At 60.8% G+C, this 18247-nt stretch carries 18 protein-coding genes; all 18 read left to right on the top strand.

Annotated features, from left to right (window positions below; all coding sequences use genetic code 11):
- Positions 1-59 precede the first annotated feature (59 nt).
- Positions 60-1208, top strand: a complete 1149-nt coding sequence (rlmN, locus tag AC1DUB_RS21005) for a dual-specificity RNA methyltransferase RlmN (RefSeq protein WP_477731123.1) — start codon at positions 60-62, stop codon at positions 1206-1208.
- Positions 1205-2014, top strand: coding sequence for a type IV pilus biogenesis/stability protein PilW (gene pilW, locus AC1DUB_RS21000; protein WP_477731122.1), 810 nt, complete (start codon positions 1205-1207; stop codon positions 2012-2014). The genes rlmN and pilW overlap by 4 nt, the downstream gene beginning before the upstream one ends.
- Positions 2007-3017 (top strand): helix-turn-helix domain-containing protein, encoded by a 1011-nt coding sequence (locus AC1DUB_RS20995; protein ID WP_477731121.1) that lies wholly within the window; start codon positions 2007-2009, stop codon positions 3015-3017. Before pilW ends, AC1DUB_RS20995 begins: the two co-directional genes overlap by 8 nt.
- A complete protein-coding gene (ispG, locus tag AC1DUB_RS20990) occupies positions 3017-4291 on the top strand; it encodes a flavodoxin-dependent (E)-4-hydroxy-3-methylbut-2-enyl-diphosphate synthase (RefSeq protein ID WP_477731120.1) in 1275 nt (424 codons plus the stop codon). The genes AC1DUB_RS20995 and ispG overlap by 1 nt, the downstream gene beginning before the upstream one ends.
- Positions 4292-4347: 56 nt before the next feature.
- Positions 4348-5655, top strand: a complete 1308-nt coding sequence (gene hisS, locus AC1DUB_RS20985; protein ID WP_477731138.1) for a histidine--tRNA ligase — start codon at positions 4348-4350, stop codon at positions 5653-5655.
- Between the two features lie 72 nt (positions 5656-5727).
- Positions 5728-6423, top strand: a complete 696-nt coding sequence (locus AC1DUB_RS20980; RefSeq protein WP_477731119.1) for a YfgM family protein — start codon at positions 5728-5730, stop codon at positions 6421-6423.
- Entirely contained in the window at positions 6420-7565 is a 1146-nt protein-coding gene (gene bamB / locus AC1DUB_RS20975; protein ID WP_477731118.1) for an outer membrane protein assembly factor BamB, read from the top strand. The genes AC1DUB_RS20980 and bamB overlap by 4 nt, the downstream gene beginning before the upstream one ends.
- A gap of 38 nt (positions 7566-7603) precedes the next feature.
- On the top strand, positions 7604-8947 hold the full coding sequence (gene der / locus AC1DUB_RS20970) for a ribosome biogenesis GTPase Der (RefSeq protein ID WP_477731117.1): 1344 nt from the start codon (positions 7604-7606) through the stop codon (positions 8945-8947).
- Between the two features lie 68 nt (positions 8948-9015).
- Positions 9016-9267: an RNA chaperone Hfq gene (gene hfq, locus AC1DUB_RS20965; protein WP_041388809.1), complete on the top strand. Its 252-nt coding sequence runs from the start codon at positions 9016-9018 to the stop codon at positions 9265-9267.
- Entirely contained in the window at positions 9264-10445 is a 1182-nt protein-coding gene (hflX, locus tag AC1DUB_RS20960) for a GTPase HflX (protein ID WP_477731137.1), read from the top strand. Before hfq ends, hflX begins: the two co-directional genes overlap by 4 nt.
- 59 nt (positions 10446-10504) lie before the next feature.
- Positions 10505-11929 (top strand): FtsH protease activity modulator HflK, encoded by a 1425-nt coding sequence (hflK, locus tag AC1DUB_RS20955; RefSeq protein ID WP_477731116.1) that lies wholly within the window; start codon positions 10505-10507, stop codon positions 11927-11929.
- 11 nt (positions 11930-11940) lie between these two features.
- A complete protein-coding gene (gene hflC / locus AC1DUB_RS20950) occupies positions 11941-12843 on the top strand; it encodes a protease modulator HflC (RefSeq protein ID WP_477718117.1) in 903 nt (300 codons plus the stop codon).
- Positions 12844-12849: 6 nt separating this feature from the next.
- Positions 12850-13038: a DUF2065 domain-containing protein gene (locus AC1DUB_RS20945; protein ID WP_477731115.1), complete on the top strand. Its 189-nt coding sequence runs from the start codon at positions 12850-12852 to the stop codon at positions 13036-13038.
- Positions 13039-13178: 140 nt separating this feature from the next.
- Complete coding sequence (locus AC1DUB_RS20940) at positions 13179-14345, top strand: ATP phosphoribosyltransferase regulatory subunit (RefSeq protein ID WP_477731136.1); 1167 nt, start codon at positions 13179-13181, stop codon at positions 14343-14345.
- Between the two features lie 64 nt (positions 14346-14409).
- On the top strand, positions 14410-15750 hold the full coding sequence (locus AC1DUB_RS20935) for an adenylosuccinate synthase (protein WP_011483511.1): 1341 nt from the start codon (positions 14410-14412) through the stop codon (positions 15748-15750).
- 78 nt (positions 15751-15828) lie between these two features.
- The gene (locus AC1DUB_RS20930; protein ID WP_477718119.1) at positions 15829-16353 is read left to right on the top strand and encodes a phosphoribosyltransferase; all 525 of its coding nucleotides are present in this window, start codon (positions 15829-15831) and stop codon (positions 16351-16353) included.
- Positions 16354-16527: 174 nt separating this feature from the next.
- Positions 16528-17718 carry a PLP-dependent transferase gene (locus tag AC1DUB_RS20925; RefSeq protein WP_477731114.1) on the top strand — a complete coding sequence of 397 codons (1191 nt, stop codon included), beginning with the start codon at positions 16528-16530 and terminating at the stop codon, positions 17716-17718.
- 78 nt (positions 17719-17796) lie between these two features.
- Positions 17797-17982 carry a hypothetical protein gene (locus tag AC1DUB_RS20920; protein WP_477718121.1) on the top strand — a complete coding sequence of 62 codons (186 nt, stop codon included), beginning with the start codon at positions 17797-17799 and terminating at the stop codon, positions 17980-17982.
- Positions 17983-18247: the final 265 nt, after the last annotated feature.

Below are 18247 nucleotides of genomic sequence, written 5' to 3'. Positions count from 1 at the left end.
TGCTACTCCCCGCCAGGGTCGTCGCTTGCCTGGGGCGGTCCAGCCTGTCGCCCCCTGCGATGACTGCCAACCTTCTTGACTACGATCTGGAGGGCTTGGCCGTCTTTTGCCAGGGGCTCGGCGAAAAGCGCTTTCGCGCAACCCAGCTGTTTCGCTGGATCCATCAAAAAGGCGCCTCCGATTTTGGGCAGATGACAGATCTGGCCAAGTCCCTGCGCGAAAAACTTGCAGGTTCAGCCCACATCCAGGGACCGAAAGTGGTGTCCCGCCATGACTCGGCTGATGGCACCGTCAAATGGCTGTTCGATGTCGGCGCCGGCGACATCGTAGAGGCTGTTTTCATTCCCGAAACGGATCGGGGAACCCTGTGCATTTCATCCCAGGCCGGCTGCGCCGTGGGGTGCCGTTTTTGCTCGACCGGGCACCAGGGCTTCAGCCGTAACCTCACCACCGGCGAAATTATTTCCCAGCTGTGGTTTGCCGAGCATTTCCTGCGCCAGCACCTGGGCAGGCAAGAGCGTGTGATTTCCAATGTTGTCATGATGGGCATGGGCGAACCCTTGCAGAACTATTCGCAATTGCTGCCCGCCTTGAGGGTCATGCTGGACGACCATGGCTACGGTCTGTCGCGCCGCCGGGTGACGGTGTCGACATCCGGCGTGGTGCCCATGATCGACAGGCTGGCCAAGGACTGTCCGGTGGCGCTGGCGGTGTCGCTGCATGCGCCGCAAGACGCGCTGCGCGACAACCTGGTGCCACTCAATAAAAAGTACCCGATCGCTGAATTGCTGCAGGCCTGCACCCGGTACCAGGCGTCTGCACCGCGTGACTTCATCACATTTGAATACTGCATGCTTGACGGCGTGAACGATCAGCCCGAGCATGCACATCAGTTGGTGGCGCTGATGCAAACGCATTCGGCAGGCGGCTTGTCGTGCAAATTCAACCTGATTCCATTCAATCCGTTTCCGGCTTCGGGCCTGAAGCGTTCAGCGATGCCGCAGGTTGCTGCCTTCGCCAAAATCCTGATGGATGCGGGCATCGTGACCACCGTGCGGAAAACCCGCGGTGACGACATTGATGCGGCCTGCGGTCAACTGGCCGGGGATGTTCAGGACCGGACCGGTGTAGACCGGCGCATCGCCGCGCAGCGGCAAGGTATGCTCGGGGGCATCAAGGTGGTTGTTGCAAAAGGGATGGATGTATGAGGTTTGCCGCCAATGTGATCTGGATGTCGGCCTGCTGGGCGGCTGTTTTGCTGGCAGGTTGCGCCGGCCAGCAAGGGATGTCCGGGCCTTCCGGTAACCGGAATGACATCGTGACCGAGTCGGATGAGCCCGATCATCGCCGGCGTGCACGCCTTCGGCTTGAGCTGGCCACCGGTTATTTTGAGCAGGGCCAGCCCAATGTTGCGCTGGATGAAATCAAGCAGTCGCTGGTCACGGACCCCACTTTTGTGGATGCTTACAACTTGCGTGGGCTGGTGTACATGCGGCTCAATGACATTCCGTTGGCTGAAGACAGTTTTCGCCGTGCACTCGCGCTGAATCCCCGCGATGCCGACGTGGCGCACAACTACGGCTGGCTGCTCTGTCAGCAGGCCCGCTACGAAGACTCATTCAAATCGTTTGCCCTGGCAACGGCCAATCCGACCTACGGCGGCCGGGCCAAAACGCTGATGACCCAAGGTGTTTGCCAGGTTCGCGCAGGGCGGCGTGCCGAGGCGGAACAGAGCCTGATGCAGTCGTATGAGCTGGATGCCGGCAACCCTGTGACAGGCTACAACCTCGCCACGCTTCTTTATGAGCGCGGTGATTTGACTCGGGCACAGTTTTACATACGCCGTTTGAATAACAGTGAATTGGCGAATGCCGAAACGCTTTGGCTGGGTATCAAGACGGAACGAAAACTGAATAATCGGGAGTCTGTGCTGCAGTTGGCCGATCAGTTGAAAAAGCGCTTTGCGCAGTCTCCTCAAGCTGCCGCCTACGAAAAAGGTGCTTTCAATGAGTAACTTCGACCCGGTGTTGGCCTCCACCTTCAATTCAGAAGCAGTTTCAGGCTTCGGTCACAGCCAGAGCATGCCTGCGCTCGAACGCACGGCCGGCGATCTGCTTCGCGGCGCCAGAGAGGCGGCGGGCATTCATATCGCCTCACTGGCCGCGTCGCTGAAGGTTCCGGTCAAGAAGCTTGAAGCACTGGAGCAGGACCGGTTTGACTTGCTGCCGGACGCTGTTTTCGTGCGGGCGCTGGCCTCCAGCGTGTGCCGAACCCTCAAAGTGGACCCGGCCCTGGTGCTTGAGCGCATGCCACAAATGGCAGCACCCAAGCTAGCCCAGCGAAGCGCCAGCATCAACGCACCCTTCCGCTCGCCGGGTGATGGCCCGCGGTCTTCCCCATGGAAGCATGCTTCGCGGCCTGTTGTCCTGGCCGTGCTTGCCTTGTTGCTGGGGGCGCTGGTTTTGATTTTCCTGCCCGGCGTCGGCCATGATTCGGTGACGGGCCAGCGGGATGCGGAGGAGGGGCAGGTCAATGCTGCGTCCGCCAAACCTCAATCCCTGCCGGCCACGATGCTCATGGCGGGTGCAGGCTTGGCAGACAGTGCCATACCGGCAGCAGCGACGGTTGCCGCGGCCGTTCCAGAGGGGGCGCTTCCTGCGGCTCCGGTGTCGGACCAGCCCGTAGTTGCGCTGGCTGCGCCAGTCTCCCAGCCGGCCAATTCACCCGCTGTGCCTGACAGTGCGGTGACGCCAGCCAGCCCACCTGTACAAGCGGCACCCGGCGGCATTGTGACGTTTCGCGCAAAGCAGGAGTCCTGGGTTGAGGTAACCGATGCCAAAGGGTCCGTTGTGCTGCGCCGCACCTTGGGGGCGGGTGAGGTCGCGGGCGCCTCCGGCGCATTGCCACTGGCTGCTGTGGTCGGCCGGGCCGATGCAACCCAGGTGGAGGTGCGCGGGCGGGCATTTGACCTGACTTCCGTTGCCCGGGATAACGTGGCCCGGTTTGAGGTGAAATAGTGGAGCCTTGTCTTCCCATCGAGTCGGCTTTTCCGAAAACACGACGTTCCACCCAGGCGCTGGTTGCCTGGGGTTCGCGCGTTGTCACCGTGGGCGGCGACGCGCCGGTACGCATCCAGTCCATGACCAACACGGACACCGTGGACGCCATTGGTACCGCCATTCAGGTCAAGGAGCTGGCGCTTGCCGGGTCCGAAATGGTCCGCATCACCGTGAATACACCTGAGGCTGCGCAGGCCGTGCCTCACGTTCGGGAGCAACTCGATCGCATGGGCATCGATGTGCCGCTGATTGGCGACTTTCATTACAACGGCCATCGCCTGCTGACGGATTACCCGGCCTGTGCCGAGGCCTTGTCCAAATACCGCATCAACCCGGGTAACGTTGGCAAGGGCGACAAGCGCGACCGGCAATTCGGCCAGATGATTGAAGTTGCCATGCGCTGGAATAAGCCCGTGCGCATCGGGGTGAACTGGGGCAGCCTTGACCAGGAACTGCTGGCCAACCTGATGGACGACAACAGTGCGCGCGCCATTCCCTGGGATGCCCGGCAGGTCATGTACGAGGCGCTGATCACCTCGGCCATTGATTCCGCCCGTCGTGCCGAGGAAATGGGCATGCGGCGCAACCAGATCATCCTGTCCTGCAAGGTGAGCGGGGTCCAGGATCTCATTTCGGTGTACCGCGAATTGGCCAAACGCAGCGACTACGCCCTTCACCTCGGCCTCACCGAGGCCGGCATGGGCACCAAAGGTACGGTGGCCTCGGCCACCGCGCTGTCGATCTTGCTGCAGGAAGGCATCGGCGACACGATACGCGTTTCCCTGACCCCCCAGCCCGGCGAGTCCCGGACCCAGGAAGTGGTGATTGCGTCGGAGATCATCCAGGCCCTGGGTCTGCGCAGCTTTGTCCCCAGCGTAACCGCCTGTCCCGGCTGCGGACGCACCACCAGCACCACCTTTCAGGAACTGGCCAAGCAGATTGACGACTTCCTGCGGGCCCAGATGCCGGTCTGGCGCGCGCAATACCCCGGTGTTGAAGGGCTCAAAGTCGCCGTCATGGGTTGTATCGTCAATGGCCCCGGTGAAAGCAAGCATGCTGACATCGGCATCAGCCTGCCTGGCTCGGGCGAGGCACCGGCTGCTCCGGTATTTATTGATGGCGAGAAAAAACTGACACTGCGTGGAGAGAACATTGCGCAGGAGTTCCGGGTCATCGTTGAAAACTACATTGAAAAACGTTTTGGCACGCAGGCCGTCGCCGAAACCGTGTGAATCCCATGTCTGAAAAAATGAATGCCGGCCAGACGGAGAAATCGCCCTTGGTCAAAATTGAAAAACTCACGGCCGTCAAGGGCATGAACGACATCTTGCCGCCGGATTCGGCGCGCTGGGAGTGGCTCGAAGACAAAGTCCGCACGCTGATGGGGCGCTATGCCTACCGTAATATCCGCACCCCCATTCTTGAGCACACGCAGCTGTTTGTGCGGGGGATTGGCGAGGTCACGGACATCGTCGAAAAGGAAATGTATTCCTTCGAAGACCGCGCGGACAAGTATGGTGATCATGACCACCTCACCATGCGGCCTGAAAATACCGCCAGCGTTGTTCGTGCGGTCATCGAACACAACCTGCTCTATGAGGGCGGCAAGCGCCTCTACTATATGGGCCCGATGTTCCGTCGGGAGCGCCCGCAACGTGGCCGTTACCGCCAGTTTCATCAGATTGGCGCCGAAGCACTGGGTTTTGCCGGACCGGAAGTGGATGCCGAGCTGATTTTGCTGGCCGCGGCGCTCTGGAAGGAGCTGGGCCTGAGCGACTGGCGCCTGGAAATCAACAGCCTGGGTCAGCCCGATGAGCGTGCCCAGCACCGTGCCCAACTGATCGCCCACCTGGAGCAGCATGCCGACGTCCTGGACGAGGAAGCACGCCGGCGCCTGCACAGCAATCCGCTGCGTATTCTTGACACCAAGAATCCGGCCATGCAAGCAGTGGTAGACAGCGCCCCCCGGCTGATCGACTTTCTGGGGCCCCAGTCGTTGGCGCATTTTGAGGGACTTAAAGCCATCCTCGATGCCAACGGCATCCCCTGGACCCTGAATCCCCGACTGGTGCGCGGGCTGGATTATTACAACCTCACGGTGTTTGAGTTTGTGACCGACCGGCTGGGTGCCCAGGGCACCATTTGCGCCGGCGGACGCTATGACTACCTGATTGAGCAGATGGGCGGCAAAGCCGCGCCGGCAGTGGGATGGGCCCTGGGCGTGGAGCGTGTGCTGGAGCTCATCAAGGAGCAGGGCGCCGCCGTCACGCCGCCGGTGCCCGACGCCTACGCGGTGATTCCCGAGGCATCCGCCTTGCCCGTCGTTCTGCAAACCCTGCAGGCCTTGCGCGCGGCGGGGGTGAGTGTGCAGATGCACGCCGGCGCCAGCGCCGACGGCATGGGCAGCATGAAGTCCCAGTTCAAGAAGGCCGATGGTAGCGGCGCGCGGTTTGCCCTTATTTTCGGTGCGGCCGAGCTGGCGCAGGGGCACGTGGCCGTCAAACCGCTGCGGGGGGAAAAGGCTGATGCGGCGCAGGTGCAAACCCTGCAGCCACTGGACGACGTGTCCGCCTGGGCTCACGCCTTGCGCGCCTAGCCTTGCATTTCGCCCCCCTACAATCACCCCACCTCAATCCGCGCCGTTATCGGGCAGAACAAGCAGACTTTTATGGCAAAACATCTCGATTTGGAAGAGCAGGAACAGCTTGATGAACTCAAGCATTTCTGGAAGCAGTATGGCGACCTGATCACCTGGGGCCTGATCGCCGTGTTTGGCATTTTTGCGGCCTGGAACGGTTACCAGTACTGGCAGCGCAGCCAGGCGGCGCAGGCTTCCGTGATGTACGACGAAATCGAGCGCGCTGTTCAGTCGGGTGATCAGGTCAGGATTGACCGTTCATTGGCGGACATGAAAGACCGTTTCGGCAGCACCACCTATGCCCAGCAAGCCGGTCTGCTCGCCGCCAGGGCCTATTACGACAAAGGCAACCTGGATGCCTCCCGCGCCGCCTTGACCGGGGTGGCCGAGAAGGCCTCCGACGAGGGTTATCAGGCCATTGCCCGGTTGCGACTTGCAGGTCTTTTGCTGGAAAAGAAAGCCTACGACGAAGCCCTGCAGCAGCTGTCCGCTTCTTTCCCGAAAGATTTTGCGGCTCTGGCGGCTGACCGCCGCGGCGATATCCTGGCCGCCCAGGGCAAGAAAGCCGAAGCCCGGGTGGAATATGAAAAAGCCTACAAGGGGCTCGACGAGCGTGCCGAGTACCGGCGCCTCGTGGAGGTCAAACTCAATGCGCTTGGCATTGATCCCACCGCAGGTTCCACCAAACTGACAACGACCGCAGCCAATACCGAGGTGAAGAAATGATGATCCAGTCTTTTAGGCCCCTGGCCCAGATTTCCCGGCTGCCCCTGGCCATTGGTTTTGTAGCGCTGCTGGCTGGCTGCTTTGGCGGCGCCACCAAGCCCCAGCCGGCCGAACTGCAGCCGGTGACGGCACTGGTATCCGCTCGCCAGAGCTGGAACACCCGCATTGGGCAGGTCGATTTCCCTCTGGACGTTGCTGTTTCGGGCAATAGCGTTGCCGTTGCGAGTGGCGACGGTACCATCGCCCTGCTGGACGCCTCCACCGGCCGTGAGTTTTGGCGCGTGGCGCTCAATACGCCTGTTGCCGCGGGTGTGGGCAGCGACGGAAAGGTCCTGGCGGTAGTCACGAAGGCCAACGAGGTCGTTGCCCTGCAGGACGGTCGGGAGATCTGGCGCCAAAAGCTCAATGCGCAAGCCTTTACCGCTCCCTTTGTGGCCGGTGCGCGGGTGTTCGTCCTGGCGGCGGACCGGTCGGTCACGGCCTTTGATGGCCAGACGGGGCGCAAGCTGTGGACGCAGCAGCGACCCAATGAACCGCTGGTTCTGCGCCAGTCCGGCGTGATGCTGGCCGTTGGCGATATGCTGGTGGTGGGCCTTGCCGGCCGTCTGGCGGGCCTGAGCCCTGTCAACGGCAGTGTTCGATGGGAGGCGCCCATTGCTTCGCCACGCGGCATCAATGATGTTGAGCGCCTGGTTGATCTTGTGGGTCGTGTGAGCCGGGACGGCGACAATGTCTGCGCGCGGGCCTTCCAGGCCAGCATTGGCTGCGTCAATGCCGCGCGCGGCAGCCTTCTGTGGGCCAAGCCAGCCAATGGCATGCAGGGTATTCATGGCGATGACCGCATGCTGTTTGGCACGGAAGCAGACGGTACGGTGATTGCCTGGCGGCGCACAGACGGCGAGCGAAGCTGGACCACAGACCGCTTGCGCTACCGCAGCCTGACGGCACCCCTGGTTGTGGGGCGTTCCGTGGCGATTGGCGACTTCAGCGGCTTTATCCATTTGTTGTCGCGTGAAGACGGCTCCCTGCTGAACCGCTTGCCGACCGACGGATCGGCCATTGCCGCGGCTCCCGTGCTTGCGGGTAACACGCTGATCGCCGTGACCCATAACGGCGGCGTTTACGGCTTCAAGCCTGAGTAACCGAAAACGCGAAACCGCAACTTTCCAGAACCTGATCAATGAAACCTGTCATAGCGTTAGTCGGCCGCCCCAATGTGGGCAAGTCGACGATTTTCAACCGGCTGACCAAGACGCGGGATGCGATCGTGGCCGATCTCGCCGGGCTGACGCGTGACCGTCATTACGGCAACGGCAAGCTGGGCTCCCACGAGTACATCGTCATTGACACCGGCGGGTTTGAACCTGACGCCGCGTCCGGCATATACAAGGAAATGGCCAAGCAGACTCGCCAGGCTGTTGCTGAAGCCGATGTGGTGATTTTCGTGGTTGATGCGCGTGCCGGTATCAGTGCTCAGGACCACGATATCGCCAACTTCCTGCGCAAGCTGGGCAAACCGACGGTGCTGACGGCCAACAAGGCGGAGGGCATGACGGAAGGGGTCCAGTTCTCCGAATTTTTTGAATTGGGCCTGGGGGAAGTGCTGCCGGTTTCGGCATCCCATGGCCAGGGCATGCGTTCCCTGGTCGACCTTGCTTTGGCACCGCTCAACCTCGCCGATCCTGGTGACGAAGCCGAATCGCAAGATCCGTCGGTTATCCGGCTCGCCGTGGCGGGCCGTCCCAACGTGGGCAAATCGACGTTGATCAATACCTGGCTGGGGGAAGAGCGCCTGGTGGCATTTGACCTTCCCGGCACCACGCGAGATGCCATTTCCGTGCCATTTGAGCGTGCCGGCCAGAAGTTTGAGCTGATTGACACCGCCGGTCTGCGCCGCAAAGGCAAGGTTTTTGAAGCCATAGAGAAGTTTTCCGTCGTCAAGACGCTTCAGGCGATTGAAAATGCGAACGTCGTGCTGCTGCTGCTCGACGCCACGCAAGGCGTGACCGACCAGGATGCGCATATCGCAGGCTATATCCTTGAAAGCGGCCGTGCGGTGGTGCTGGCCATCAACAAATGGGATGCGGTGGACGCCTACCAGCGGGAGACGCTGGAGCGGTCGATCGAAACCCGCCTTGCTTTCCTGAAATTTGCATCCATCCACAAGATTTCGGCGATCAAGCGCCAGGGATTGGCGCCAGTCTGGAAGTCAATTGTGCAGGCCCACGCCTCGGCCAACCGCAAGATGTCCACGCCGGTACTGACACGCCTGCTGCTCGAGGCTGTCCAGTTCCAGCAGCCGCAGCGTTCAGGCATGTTCCGCCCCAAGATGCGCTATGCGCACCAGGGGGGCATGAACCCGCCCATCATCATTATTCATGGCAATTCGCTGGAACATGTCACCGAGGCCTACAAACGCTATCTGGAAGGGCGGTTCCGCAAGGAGTTCGATCTGGTCGGCACGCCCATGCGCATCCAGATGAAAAGCTCGCACAACCCCTTCACGGACAAGGAATCGGCCTAGAACTACATACTTGGCTGGTGGGCTGTGGTAACGTAAGGCTCTATCAACTTTTGAACACGGAAAATATCGTGAGCAATAACAAAGGTCAGCTGCTGCAGGACCCGTTTCTCAACACCTTGCGTCGAGAGCATGTGCCTGTTTCAATTTATCTCGTCAACGGGATCAAATTGCAGGGCCAGATTGAGTCTTTCGATCAATATGTGGTTCTGCTTCGCAATACTGTGACCCAAATGGTCTACAAGCATGCGATCTCCACCATCGTTCCCGGTCGCGCTGTAAGTTTTGCGACCGGCGAATCCGAAGAAAGCCCCGCCAGCTGAGTTCCTACGATGCTCCGGTGAAAACACCAACTCTTGCCCTGCTGGTTGGGGTTGATCTGGGCTTGCCGAACTTTGATGCTGATCTGCAGGAACTGGGTTTGCTCGCGCAAACCGCAGGCCTGCAACCCGTTGCGCGCGTGACGTGCAGGCGAAAAGCCCCCGATGCCGCTCTGTTCATCGGTACCGGCAAAGCCGACGAGATCAAAATGCTCGCGCAGGATACCGGCGCGTCTGAAATCCTGTTCGACCAGTCGCTCAGTCCGGCCCAGCAACGCAATCTGGAGCGGCACCTGGAATTGCCAGTCAACGACCGTACCTTGCTGATCCTGGAGATTTTTGCCCAGCGCGCGCGCAGCCACGAGGGCAAGCTTCAGGTCGAACTGGCACGGCTGCAGTACGTCTCAACGCGCCTCGTGCGCCGCTGGTCCCACCTGGAGCGCCAGACCGGCGGAGCGGGTGTGCGCGGCGGCCCGGGTGAGAAGCAGATCGAGCTTGACAAGCGCATGATCGGCGACGCCATCAAGCGCACCAAAGAGCGCTTGGGCAAAGTCAAGAAGCAGCGGCAAACGCAGCGAAAGCAGCGGGAGCGGCGCAACTCATTCACGATCTCGCTGGTCGGCTACACCAATGCCGGCAAGTCCACGTTGTTCAATGCGCTGGTCAAGGCGCGTGCCTATGCTGCCGACCAGCTTTTTGCCACCCTTGATACCACGACGAGACAGCTGTACCTGGGTGACGCCGCACGTTCGGCCTCCCTGTCTGACACGGTAGGTTTCATCCGGGATTTGCCACACGGTCTGATCGACGCGTTTGCCGCTACATTGCAGGAAGCTGCGGACGCGGACCTGCTGCTGCATGTGGTGGATGGATCGAACCCCGACTATCTGGAACAAATTGAGCAGGTGCAACGGGTCCTGGCCGAGATTGGTGCGGCTGACGTGCCGCAGATTCTCGTGTTCAACAAGCTGGACGCTGTAGGAGCAGTCAACTTGCCCCTGTCCTTGCGCGACATGTTCGAGCTCAGGGATGCATTTGAGGGGGCGAGCCGGAGCGTGGATCGGGTATTTGTCAGCGCCCTGACGGGTGAAGGTCTGCCTTTGCTGCGGGAGCTTCTGGCCAGTCATGCGGCAAGCGTGGTGAGCGGGGAAATTCTCCAAACGGCCGACGACCTTGCCTGAGCGGGCAATTTCATTAGGCACAATGTCGGTGTAGTCAAAAAAGAAGTGAGTTTGATCCCATGAACCTGAATCCCGTGCTGCAGACGTTGACGACCTTGCCAGGTCGGTTGAAACAACGTGCCCAAGGCATGTTCAATCTCAACGATCCACGTTGGGGCCGAGACGATGACAAGCCTTCGTCCGATGAGACCAAGCCAGAAATGCCTCGTGACGACAAGCAGCCTTCCAAGCCAGTTCGACCACAAGGTCAAGGCCCCAATCAGGGACCGCCTGACCTCGATGAACTGTGGCGCGATTTCAATCGCAAGCTCGGCGGGCTTTTTGGCGGCGCGAAAAGTGGCGGCAAGCGGGGTGGCTTTGGCGGCGGAAATAACGGTGGCAATGACGGCAGTGGTGGCGGTTTTCAGCCCGACATGAAAAGCGCAGGCATCGGCGCGGGGCTGATCGCCGCGGTGGCCGTGCTAATCTGGCTGGGTACCGGGTTTTTCATTGTGCAGGAGGGCCAGCAGGCCGTCATTACCCAGTTCGGCAAGTACCATTCGACCGTGGGGGCCGGTTTCAACTGGCGTCTCCCGTACCCTGTGCAACGCCATGAAATGGTCGTGGTCACCCAGATCCGTTCGGTCGATGTAGGTCGTGACACCATCATCAAGGCGACGGGCCTTCGCGACTCGGCCATGCTGACCGAGGACGAAAACATTGTCGAAATCAAATTCGCCGTCCAGTACCGTTTGAGTGATGCGCGTGCCTACCTGTTTGAGAGCAAGGACCCCGCCAGCGCCGTGGTGCAGGCCGCAGAATCGGCCGTGCGCGAAGTGGTGGGAAAAATGAAAATGGATTCGGCGCTCGCAGAAGAGCGCGATCAGATCGGCCCCCGGGTGCGTATCCTGATGCAGACCATCCTGGACCGCTACAAAGTGGGGGTTGAAGTCGTGGGTATCAATCTCCAGCAAAGCGGTGCGCGTCCTCCCGAGCAGGTCCAGGCCGCATTTGATGATGTGCTCAGGGCGGGTCAGGAGCGCGAGCGCTCCAAGAACGAAGCTCAGGCCTATGCCAATGATGTGATTCCCCGCGCAGTGGGTTCAGCTTCGCGTCTCAAAGAGGAATCGGAAGCTTACAAGGCGCGAATTGTGGCGCAGGCCCAGGGTGATGCCCAGCGTTTCCGCTCGGTACTCACCGAATACCAGAAGGCGCCCCAGGTCACCCGCGATCGCATGTACCTGGATGCCATGCAGCAGGTCTACACCAATGTCACCAAGGTGCTGGTGGAGTCCCGTCAGGGCTCCAACCTGCTCTATCTTCCGCTCGACAAAATCATGCAGATGACAGCGCAGGGTGGTGCAGCGGCAGGCGCCGATATCCCGCTACTGCCGGGCAGTGGTACGGCACCGCCCGCTGTGGCCCCTTCGCCGTCGGGTGGCAGCTTGCCCCTGGATGCCCGTTCACGCGATGCTTCCCGCACCCGCGATCGTGAAACACGCTAAGGAAGAAAAACGTGAATAGAGTTGGATTTTTCGTATCTTCATTGCTGGTGGTGCTGGCGCTGCTGAGTTCCACCCTGTTTGTCGTCGACCAGCGTCAGTTTGGCGTGGTCTATGCGCTGGGTCAGATCAAGGAGGTCATTACCGACCCCGGGCTTCATGCCAAGCTGCCACCGCCATTCCAGAATGTGTCGTACATCGACAAACGTCTGCTGGTGCTCGACAGCGTCGATGCCGAGCCGATGCTGACCGCCGAGAAGCAGCGCGTGGTGATTGACTGGTACGTTCGCTGGCGCATCACGCAGCCTACCGAATACATCCGCAATGTCGGCCTGGATGAAAAGGCCGGCGCCAACCAGTTGAGCCGCGTGGTGCGCAATGCGTTTCAGGAAGAAATCAACAAACGCACGGTCAAGGATTTGCTGTCGCTTAAACGCGAGGCCCTGATGGCTGACGTCAAGCGCGAGGTGCTGCAGGTGGTGCAGGGCGCCAAGCCCTGGGGTGTGGACGTGGTCGATGTTCGCATCACCCGCGTCGACTACGTAGAAGCCATCACCGACTCGGTTTACAAGCGCATGGTGGCAGAGCGCCAGCGCGTGGCCAATGAGTTGCGCTCAACCGGTGCGGCCGAAGGTGAAAAGATCCGCGCCGATGCCGACCGGCAGCGTGAAGTTGCGGTTGCCAATGCCTACCGCGACGCGCAGAAGGTCAAAGGCGAAGGCGATGCGGAAGCGGCCCGAACCTACGCGGAATCCTTTGGCCGTGATCCACAGTTTGCCCAGTTCTATCGCAGCCTGGACGCATACAAGGCCAGCTTCGGCAAGAAAAACGACGTGATGGTGCTCGACCCATCCTCCGAATTTTTCAAGGCCATGCGCGGATCGGGTAGTGGCGCAGCGGCGCCTGCCAAAAAATAAGTCAGCGTGGACGGCGATACCTTCTGGCAGGCGCTGGCCCTGATGCTGGTGATCGAAGGGCTGTTGCCGCTGATCTCGCCGTCTGGCTGGCGCGGCATGTTTGAACAGATACTCCGGCTGGGCAACGGGCAGATCCGTTTTTTCGGACTTTGCAGTATCGGTGCCGGGTTGATCCTGCTGGCGGTGCTGACCTGACGGCGTGCTGCCAGCAGTGCGGGCTGAGGTGCTTATTTGCACCCGGCAACCCCCTCTTGCCGCCCTTGGCCCAAAAGCGGCCTCCAAGCCCGGTAAAATCTGGTTTTTAACAGCCCACGAAAATTACAATGTCCGCCTGGTTGTCATCATGGCAATTGCCCGATCAAATTGCCGATGTCCTGCCCTCCGAGGCGCGCCACATCGAAGAGCTGCGCCGGCTGTTTCTCGACACCGCCCGCAGCTATGGCTATGAGTTGGTCATGCCGCCGCTGCTGGAGCATCTCGAGTCGCTGCTCACCGGCACCGGCGAGGCACTGGATCTGCAGACCTTCAAGCTCGTCGACCAGCTCTCGGGCCGTACGCTGGGTTTGCGGGCTGACACCACGCCGCAGGTCGCCCGCATTGATGCGCACCTGCTCAACCGCAGTGGCGTAGCCCGTCTGTGTTATTGCGGCCCGGTGCTGCATACCCGTGCCGACCGACCTCATGCCACCCGGGAGCCTTTGCAGTTCGGGGCTGAAATATATGGCCATGCCGGGCTGGAAGCCGACCTGGAGGCACAGTTGCTGGCGCTGGAGGGCCTCAAGGCGGCGGGTGTGACAGCGTTGAGTGTTGACATGGCCGATGCCCGCATTGTCAACAACCTGCTGGCTGGCGCCGCCGTGAATGCCAAAACCCTGGCGCTTATCCATGCCGCGCTCGCGGCCAAGGATGCCAGCGAACTCGACAGCCTGACGGCCAGCTTGAAGGGCAGCCTTTCCGCTGCGGCATGTGACGGTCTGAAAGCATTGTTGCAGCTTTACGGCGATGAAAAAGTCCTGCTGGAGGCTGAAAAAGTACTCTCATCCTGGCCCGAGGCACAAAACGCGCTGCAAAATTTGAAGTGGCTGGCCGCGCACGTGGGGGATGTCAAGGTCAGCTTTGACCTGGCCGATTTGCGAGGCTATGCCTATTACAGCGGTACCCGCTTTGCCATCTATGGGCAGGGCGCCGAGCTGGCGCGTGGCGGCCGTTATGACGAGGTTGGTGCGGTGTTTGGCCGCAACCGTCCGGCCGTTGGCTTCAGTCTGGATCTCAAGGAACTGGTCAGCGTACTGCCGCCCCGGCCGCTCAGGGCCGCCATTCGGGCGCCATGGGGGGAAGATGCCGGCCTGCGCGCTGCCATCGCCCGCCTCCGGGCGGGGGGCGAAACGGTGGCCTGTGTGCTTCCGGGCCATGAACATGAGGTCAATGAATTTGACTGCGACCGCGAACTGGCCCATGCGGCCGGCCAATGGGTGGTCCAGCCCCTGAAAAAGGCGGCTTGAAGCCGGGCCTCAGGCCGGCCTTCAACGCTGTTTTCCCCAACGAATCCTTAACGAGAAATTGAAGATGACATATAAACCAACCGTAGCCGCGGGCCGCAATGTTGTGGTCGTGGGCACCCAGTGGGGCGACGAAGGCAAGGGCAAGCTGGTCGACTGGCTCACCGAAATGTCCCAGGGTGTGGTGCGCTTTCAGGGTGGCCACAATGCCGGCCATACACTGGTCATCAACGGCATCAAGACCGCTTTGCACCTGATTCCCAGCGGCATCATGCGTCCTGGTGTGAAATGCTATATCGGCAACGGCGTGGTGCTCTCGGCGGCCAAGCTGTTTGAAGAAATTGAAGGGTTGGAAAAAGCCGGCGTGGAAGTGCGCTCACGCTTGCGCATCAGCGAAGCCTGCCCGCTGATCCTGCCTTTTCATGCCGCGCTCGACATTGCCCGCGAGGCCTACCGCGAAAAGGGCGGTACCGCCAGGATAGGCACCACCGGCCGCGGTATTGGCCCGGCCTACGAAGACAAAATCGCGCGCCGTGCCCTGCGCGTGCAGGACCTCAAATACCCCGAGCGTTTTGCCGCCAAGCTGCGCGAGTTGCTGGATTTGCACAACTTTGTGCTGACTGGTTATTTGCACGCGCCGGCTATTGATTTCGACACCGTGTATGCCGAAGCCATGCGGCACGCCGAACTTCTCAAACCAATGATGGCGGATGTCTCGCGCGAACTCAACGATGCCAACCGCGAAGGCGCCAATCTGCTGTTCGAGGGCGCGCAGGGCACCCTGCTCGATGTGGACCACGGCACCTATCCCTACGTGACATCCAGCAACTGCGTGGCGGGCAATGCCGCTGCCGGCGCGGGCGTGGGCCCGGGCATGCTGCATTACATCCTGGGCATCACCAAGGCTTATTGCACGCGCGTGGGAGGCGGGCCTTTCCCGACCGAGCTGGATTGGGAAACGCCGGACACCGTGGGCTACCACCTCAGCACCGTTGGCGCCGAAAAAGGGGTGACCACTGGTCGTAGTCGACGCTGCGGCTGGTTTGACGCGGCGCTGCTCAAACGCTCCGCCCAGGTCAACGGCCTGTCGGGCCTGTGTATCACCAAGCTTGATGTGCTCGACGGCATCGCCGAGCTTAAGCTGTGCACCGGCTATGAACTTGATGGCCACATCACCGACATCCTGCCCATGGGCGCCGAAGACATCGAGCGGTGCAAGCCCATTTATGAAACCCTGCCCGGCTGGAGCCAGAGCACCGTGGGCGTGACGCAATACGACCAGCTGCCGGCTGCGGCGCAGAAATATCTCCACCGGATCGAAGAGGTAACCGGCGTGCCGATTGACATGATTTCCACCAGCCCGGACCGCGACCATACCATCCTGCTGCGCAATCCCTACGCCGCCTGACCCCGGTATTTTTGAATCAAAAACAGGTGCCCGGACCCTGCATTGCGGGCGCCTTGCTATTAAATCAGGAGCAAACCCATGTTGACCGAAGACGGCAAACATCTGTATGTCAGCTATGACGAATATCACAACCTGATTGAAAAACTGGCGATCAAGATTCATCAGTCGGAGTGGCAGTTCGACACCATCCTGTGCCTGGCCCGCGGTGGCATGCGGCCGGGCGACATTCTTTCGCGAATTTTTGACAAGCCACTGGCCATCATGTCGACCAGTTCCTACCGCGCCGACGCCGGCACCGTGCAGGGCAAGCTCGACATCGCGCGCTATATCACCACGCCAAAGGGCGAAATTGCCGGCAAGGTATTGCTGGTGGATGATCTGGCCGATTCGGGCTACACCCTGAATGCGGTGATCCAGCAGCTGCGCACCAACTACAAACCTATCACCGAGCTGCGCAGCGCGGTGATCTGGACCAAGGGCGTTTCCACCTTCCAGCCCGACTACTCAGTGGAGTCGCTGCCGACCAATCCCTGGATTCACCAGCCGTTTGAAGGCTACGACTCGCTCACACCGGCGCAACTGATGGCCAAGTGGAAAATCTGATGGCCTCCACGTTTTTCGCTTCGTGTGATACGGGCCCCCCGAGGGGGCTAATTTTCCTTGGGACGGCCCGGCGGAAAATTGCGGCCATTTATCGATGTGCAAGCGGCGCTGTTCCCCAGGCTCACGGCCAGGGTACGGCCACCGCCTGTCGGGGCATGCCGTTAACATCGGCGCATGAGCGATCCATCTACCCAACTAATCCATCACCCCTACAGCCCACCGGCGGGCTTTGAGGCCGTTGCACCGGGGGTGCACAAGGCCTCCACGGTGATCTTTCCCAGCGTTGCGGCGCTGCGCAACCGCGACTGGAAACACAAGACGGGCTATACCTACGGCCTGCACGGTACCCCCACCACCTTCACGCTGGAAGAGCGCATTGCCACCCTGGAGGGCGGCAAGTTCTGCACCCTGGTGCCCAGCGGCCTGGCTGCCGTGGTGCTGGTGGACATGGCCCTGCTGAAGTCCGGTGATGAAGTGCTGATTCCCGACAACGCCTATGGCCCCAACAAGGCATTTGCGCAAACTGAACTCCTGGCCTGGGGGATCAGTTTCCAGTTTTATGACGCCATGAACCCGGCCGATCTAGCCGCCAAATTGAGCCGCAAAACGCGGCTGGTCTGGCTGGAAGCCCCGGGCTCCATCACGCTGGAGTTCCCGGACCTTCCGGCGCTGGCTGCTGTGGTCAAGGCGCACAACCAGTCTGGCAACAGTGCCCATCCATCGGGCACCGTTACCGCGCTGGACAACACCTGGGGCGCAGGCCTGGCGTTCAACGCTTTCGGGCTCGGTGCGGACATCTCCGTACAGGCCCTCACCAAATACCCCAGCGGTGGCGCGGACGTGCTGATGGGTTCAGTGGTCACCAACGACGAAGCCCTGCACCATCTGGTTCATTTATGCCACATGCGCGTCGGCTATGGCGTGAGCGGCAATGATGCCGAACTGGTGTTGCGCGGCTTGAACAGCATGGCCTTGCGCTACGCCGCACAGGATGCCACCACGCAACAGCTGGCGGTCTGGCTGCAGGCCCAGCCGCAAATCGCCGCCGTGCTGCATCCCGCATTGCCAGGATCGCCCGGACATGACACATGGAAACGCGATTGCACAGGCGCAGCCTGCCTGCTCAGCGCCGTGTTCAAGCCCGAGTTCACACAGGAGCGGATCGACCGTTTTTGCGACAGTCTCCAGCTGTTCAAGCTGGGCTACAGCTGGGCCGGGCCCATGAGCCTGTGCGTGCCTTATGACGTGCCAGCCATGCGTCGCACGCCCTGGTCGCATCGGGGTGGTTTGGTACGTTTTTCGATCGGCCTGGAGTCTGTGGCCGACCTGCGGGCAGACCTGGCTCAGGCGCTCCTGATCGCTTGATTCGGGCCTGCTGAGAACTTGATGAGGCCCTGACGGCGATGCAGTACAGTAAGGGTTAATCATTCACGAAAGCACGCTGTGGCAACTCCTAATTATTCCTACGAAAAACGCCAGAAAGAGCTTGCGAAAAAACGTAAAAAAGAAGAAAAACTCAAGCGCAAGGCTGAAGGCAAGCCTGATGACGCGGCAGACGAGGGTGAGCAGACCCCAGACACGCAGGCCGACGGCCAGCCCGGTTTGCCACCAACTGAGTCATCGACCTGATTTTGAGGCACCAGCTGCTCCGAACATAAGCATAGAAGCACCGATCTTTTCGAGCCGCATCCATCCGCCCCTGGGTTGACCCCAACACATCAACGGGTCCCCTGCCGACATTGCCCGTCATCCATGCACCCGGCACAGACCCCCTATCACGCTAGGTCACGCTATAACCTGCTGCCGAAGCATTCGCAAGTTATTGCATAACGCCGCCGTGTCGCATCGCGAAATGGGGCTGGAAATACTGGGTGAATTCTTCCAACCATTTTTG

This window comes from Polaromonas sp. P4_F9, from assembly GCF_056401235.1.
The sequence above is the reverse complement of the archived record's forward strand: the minus strand, read 5'-3'. Positions and strand labels throughout refer to the sequence as shown.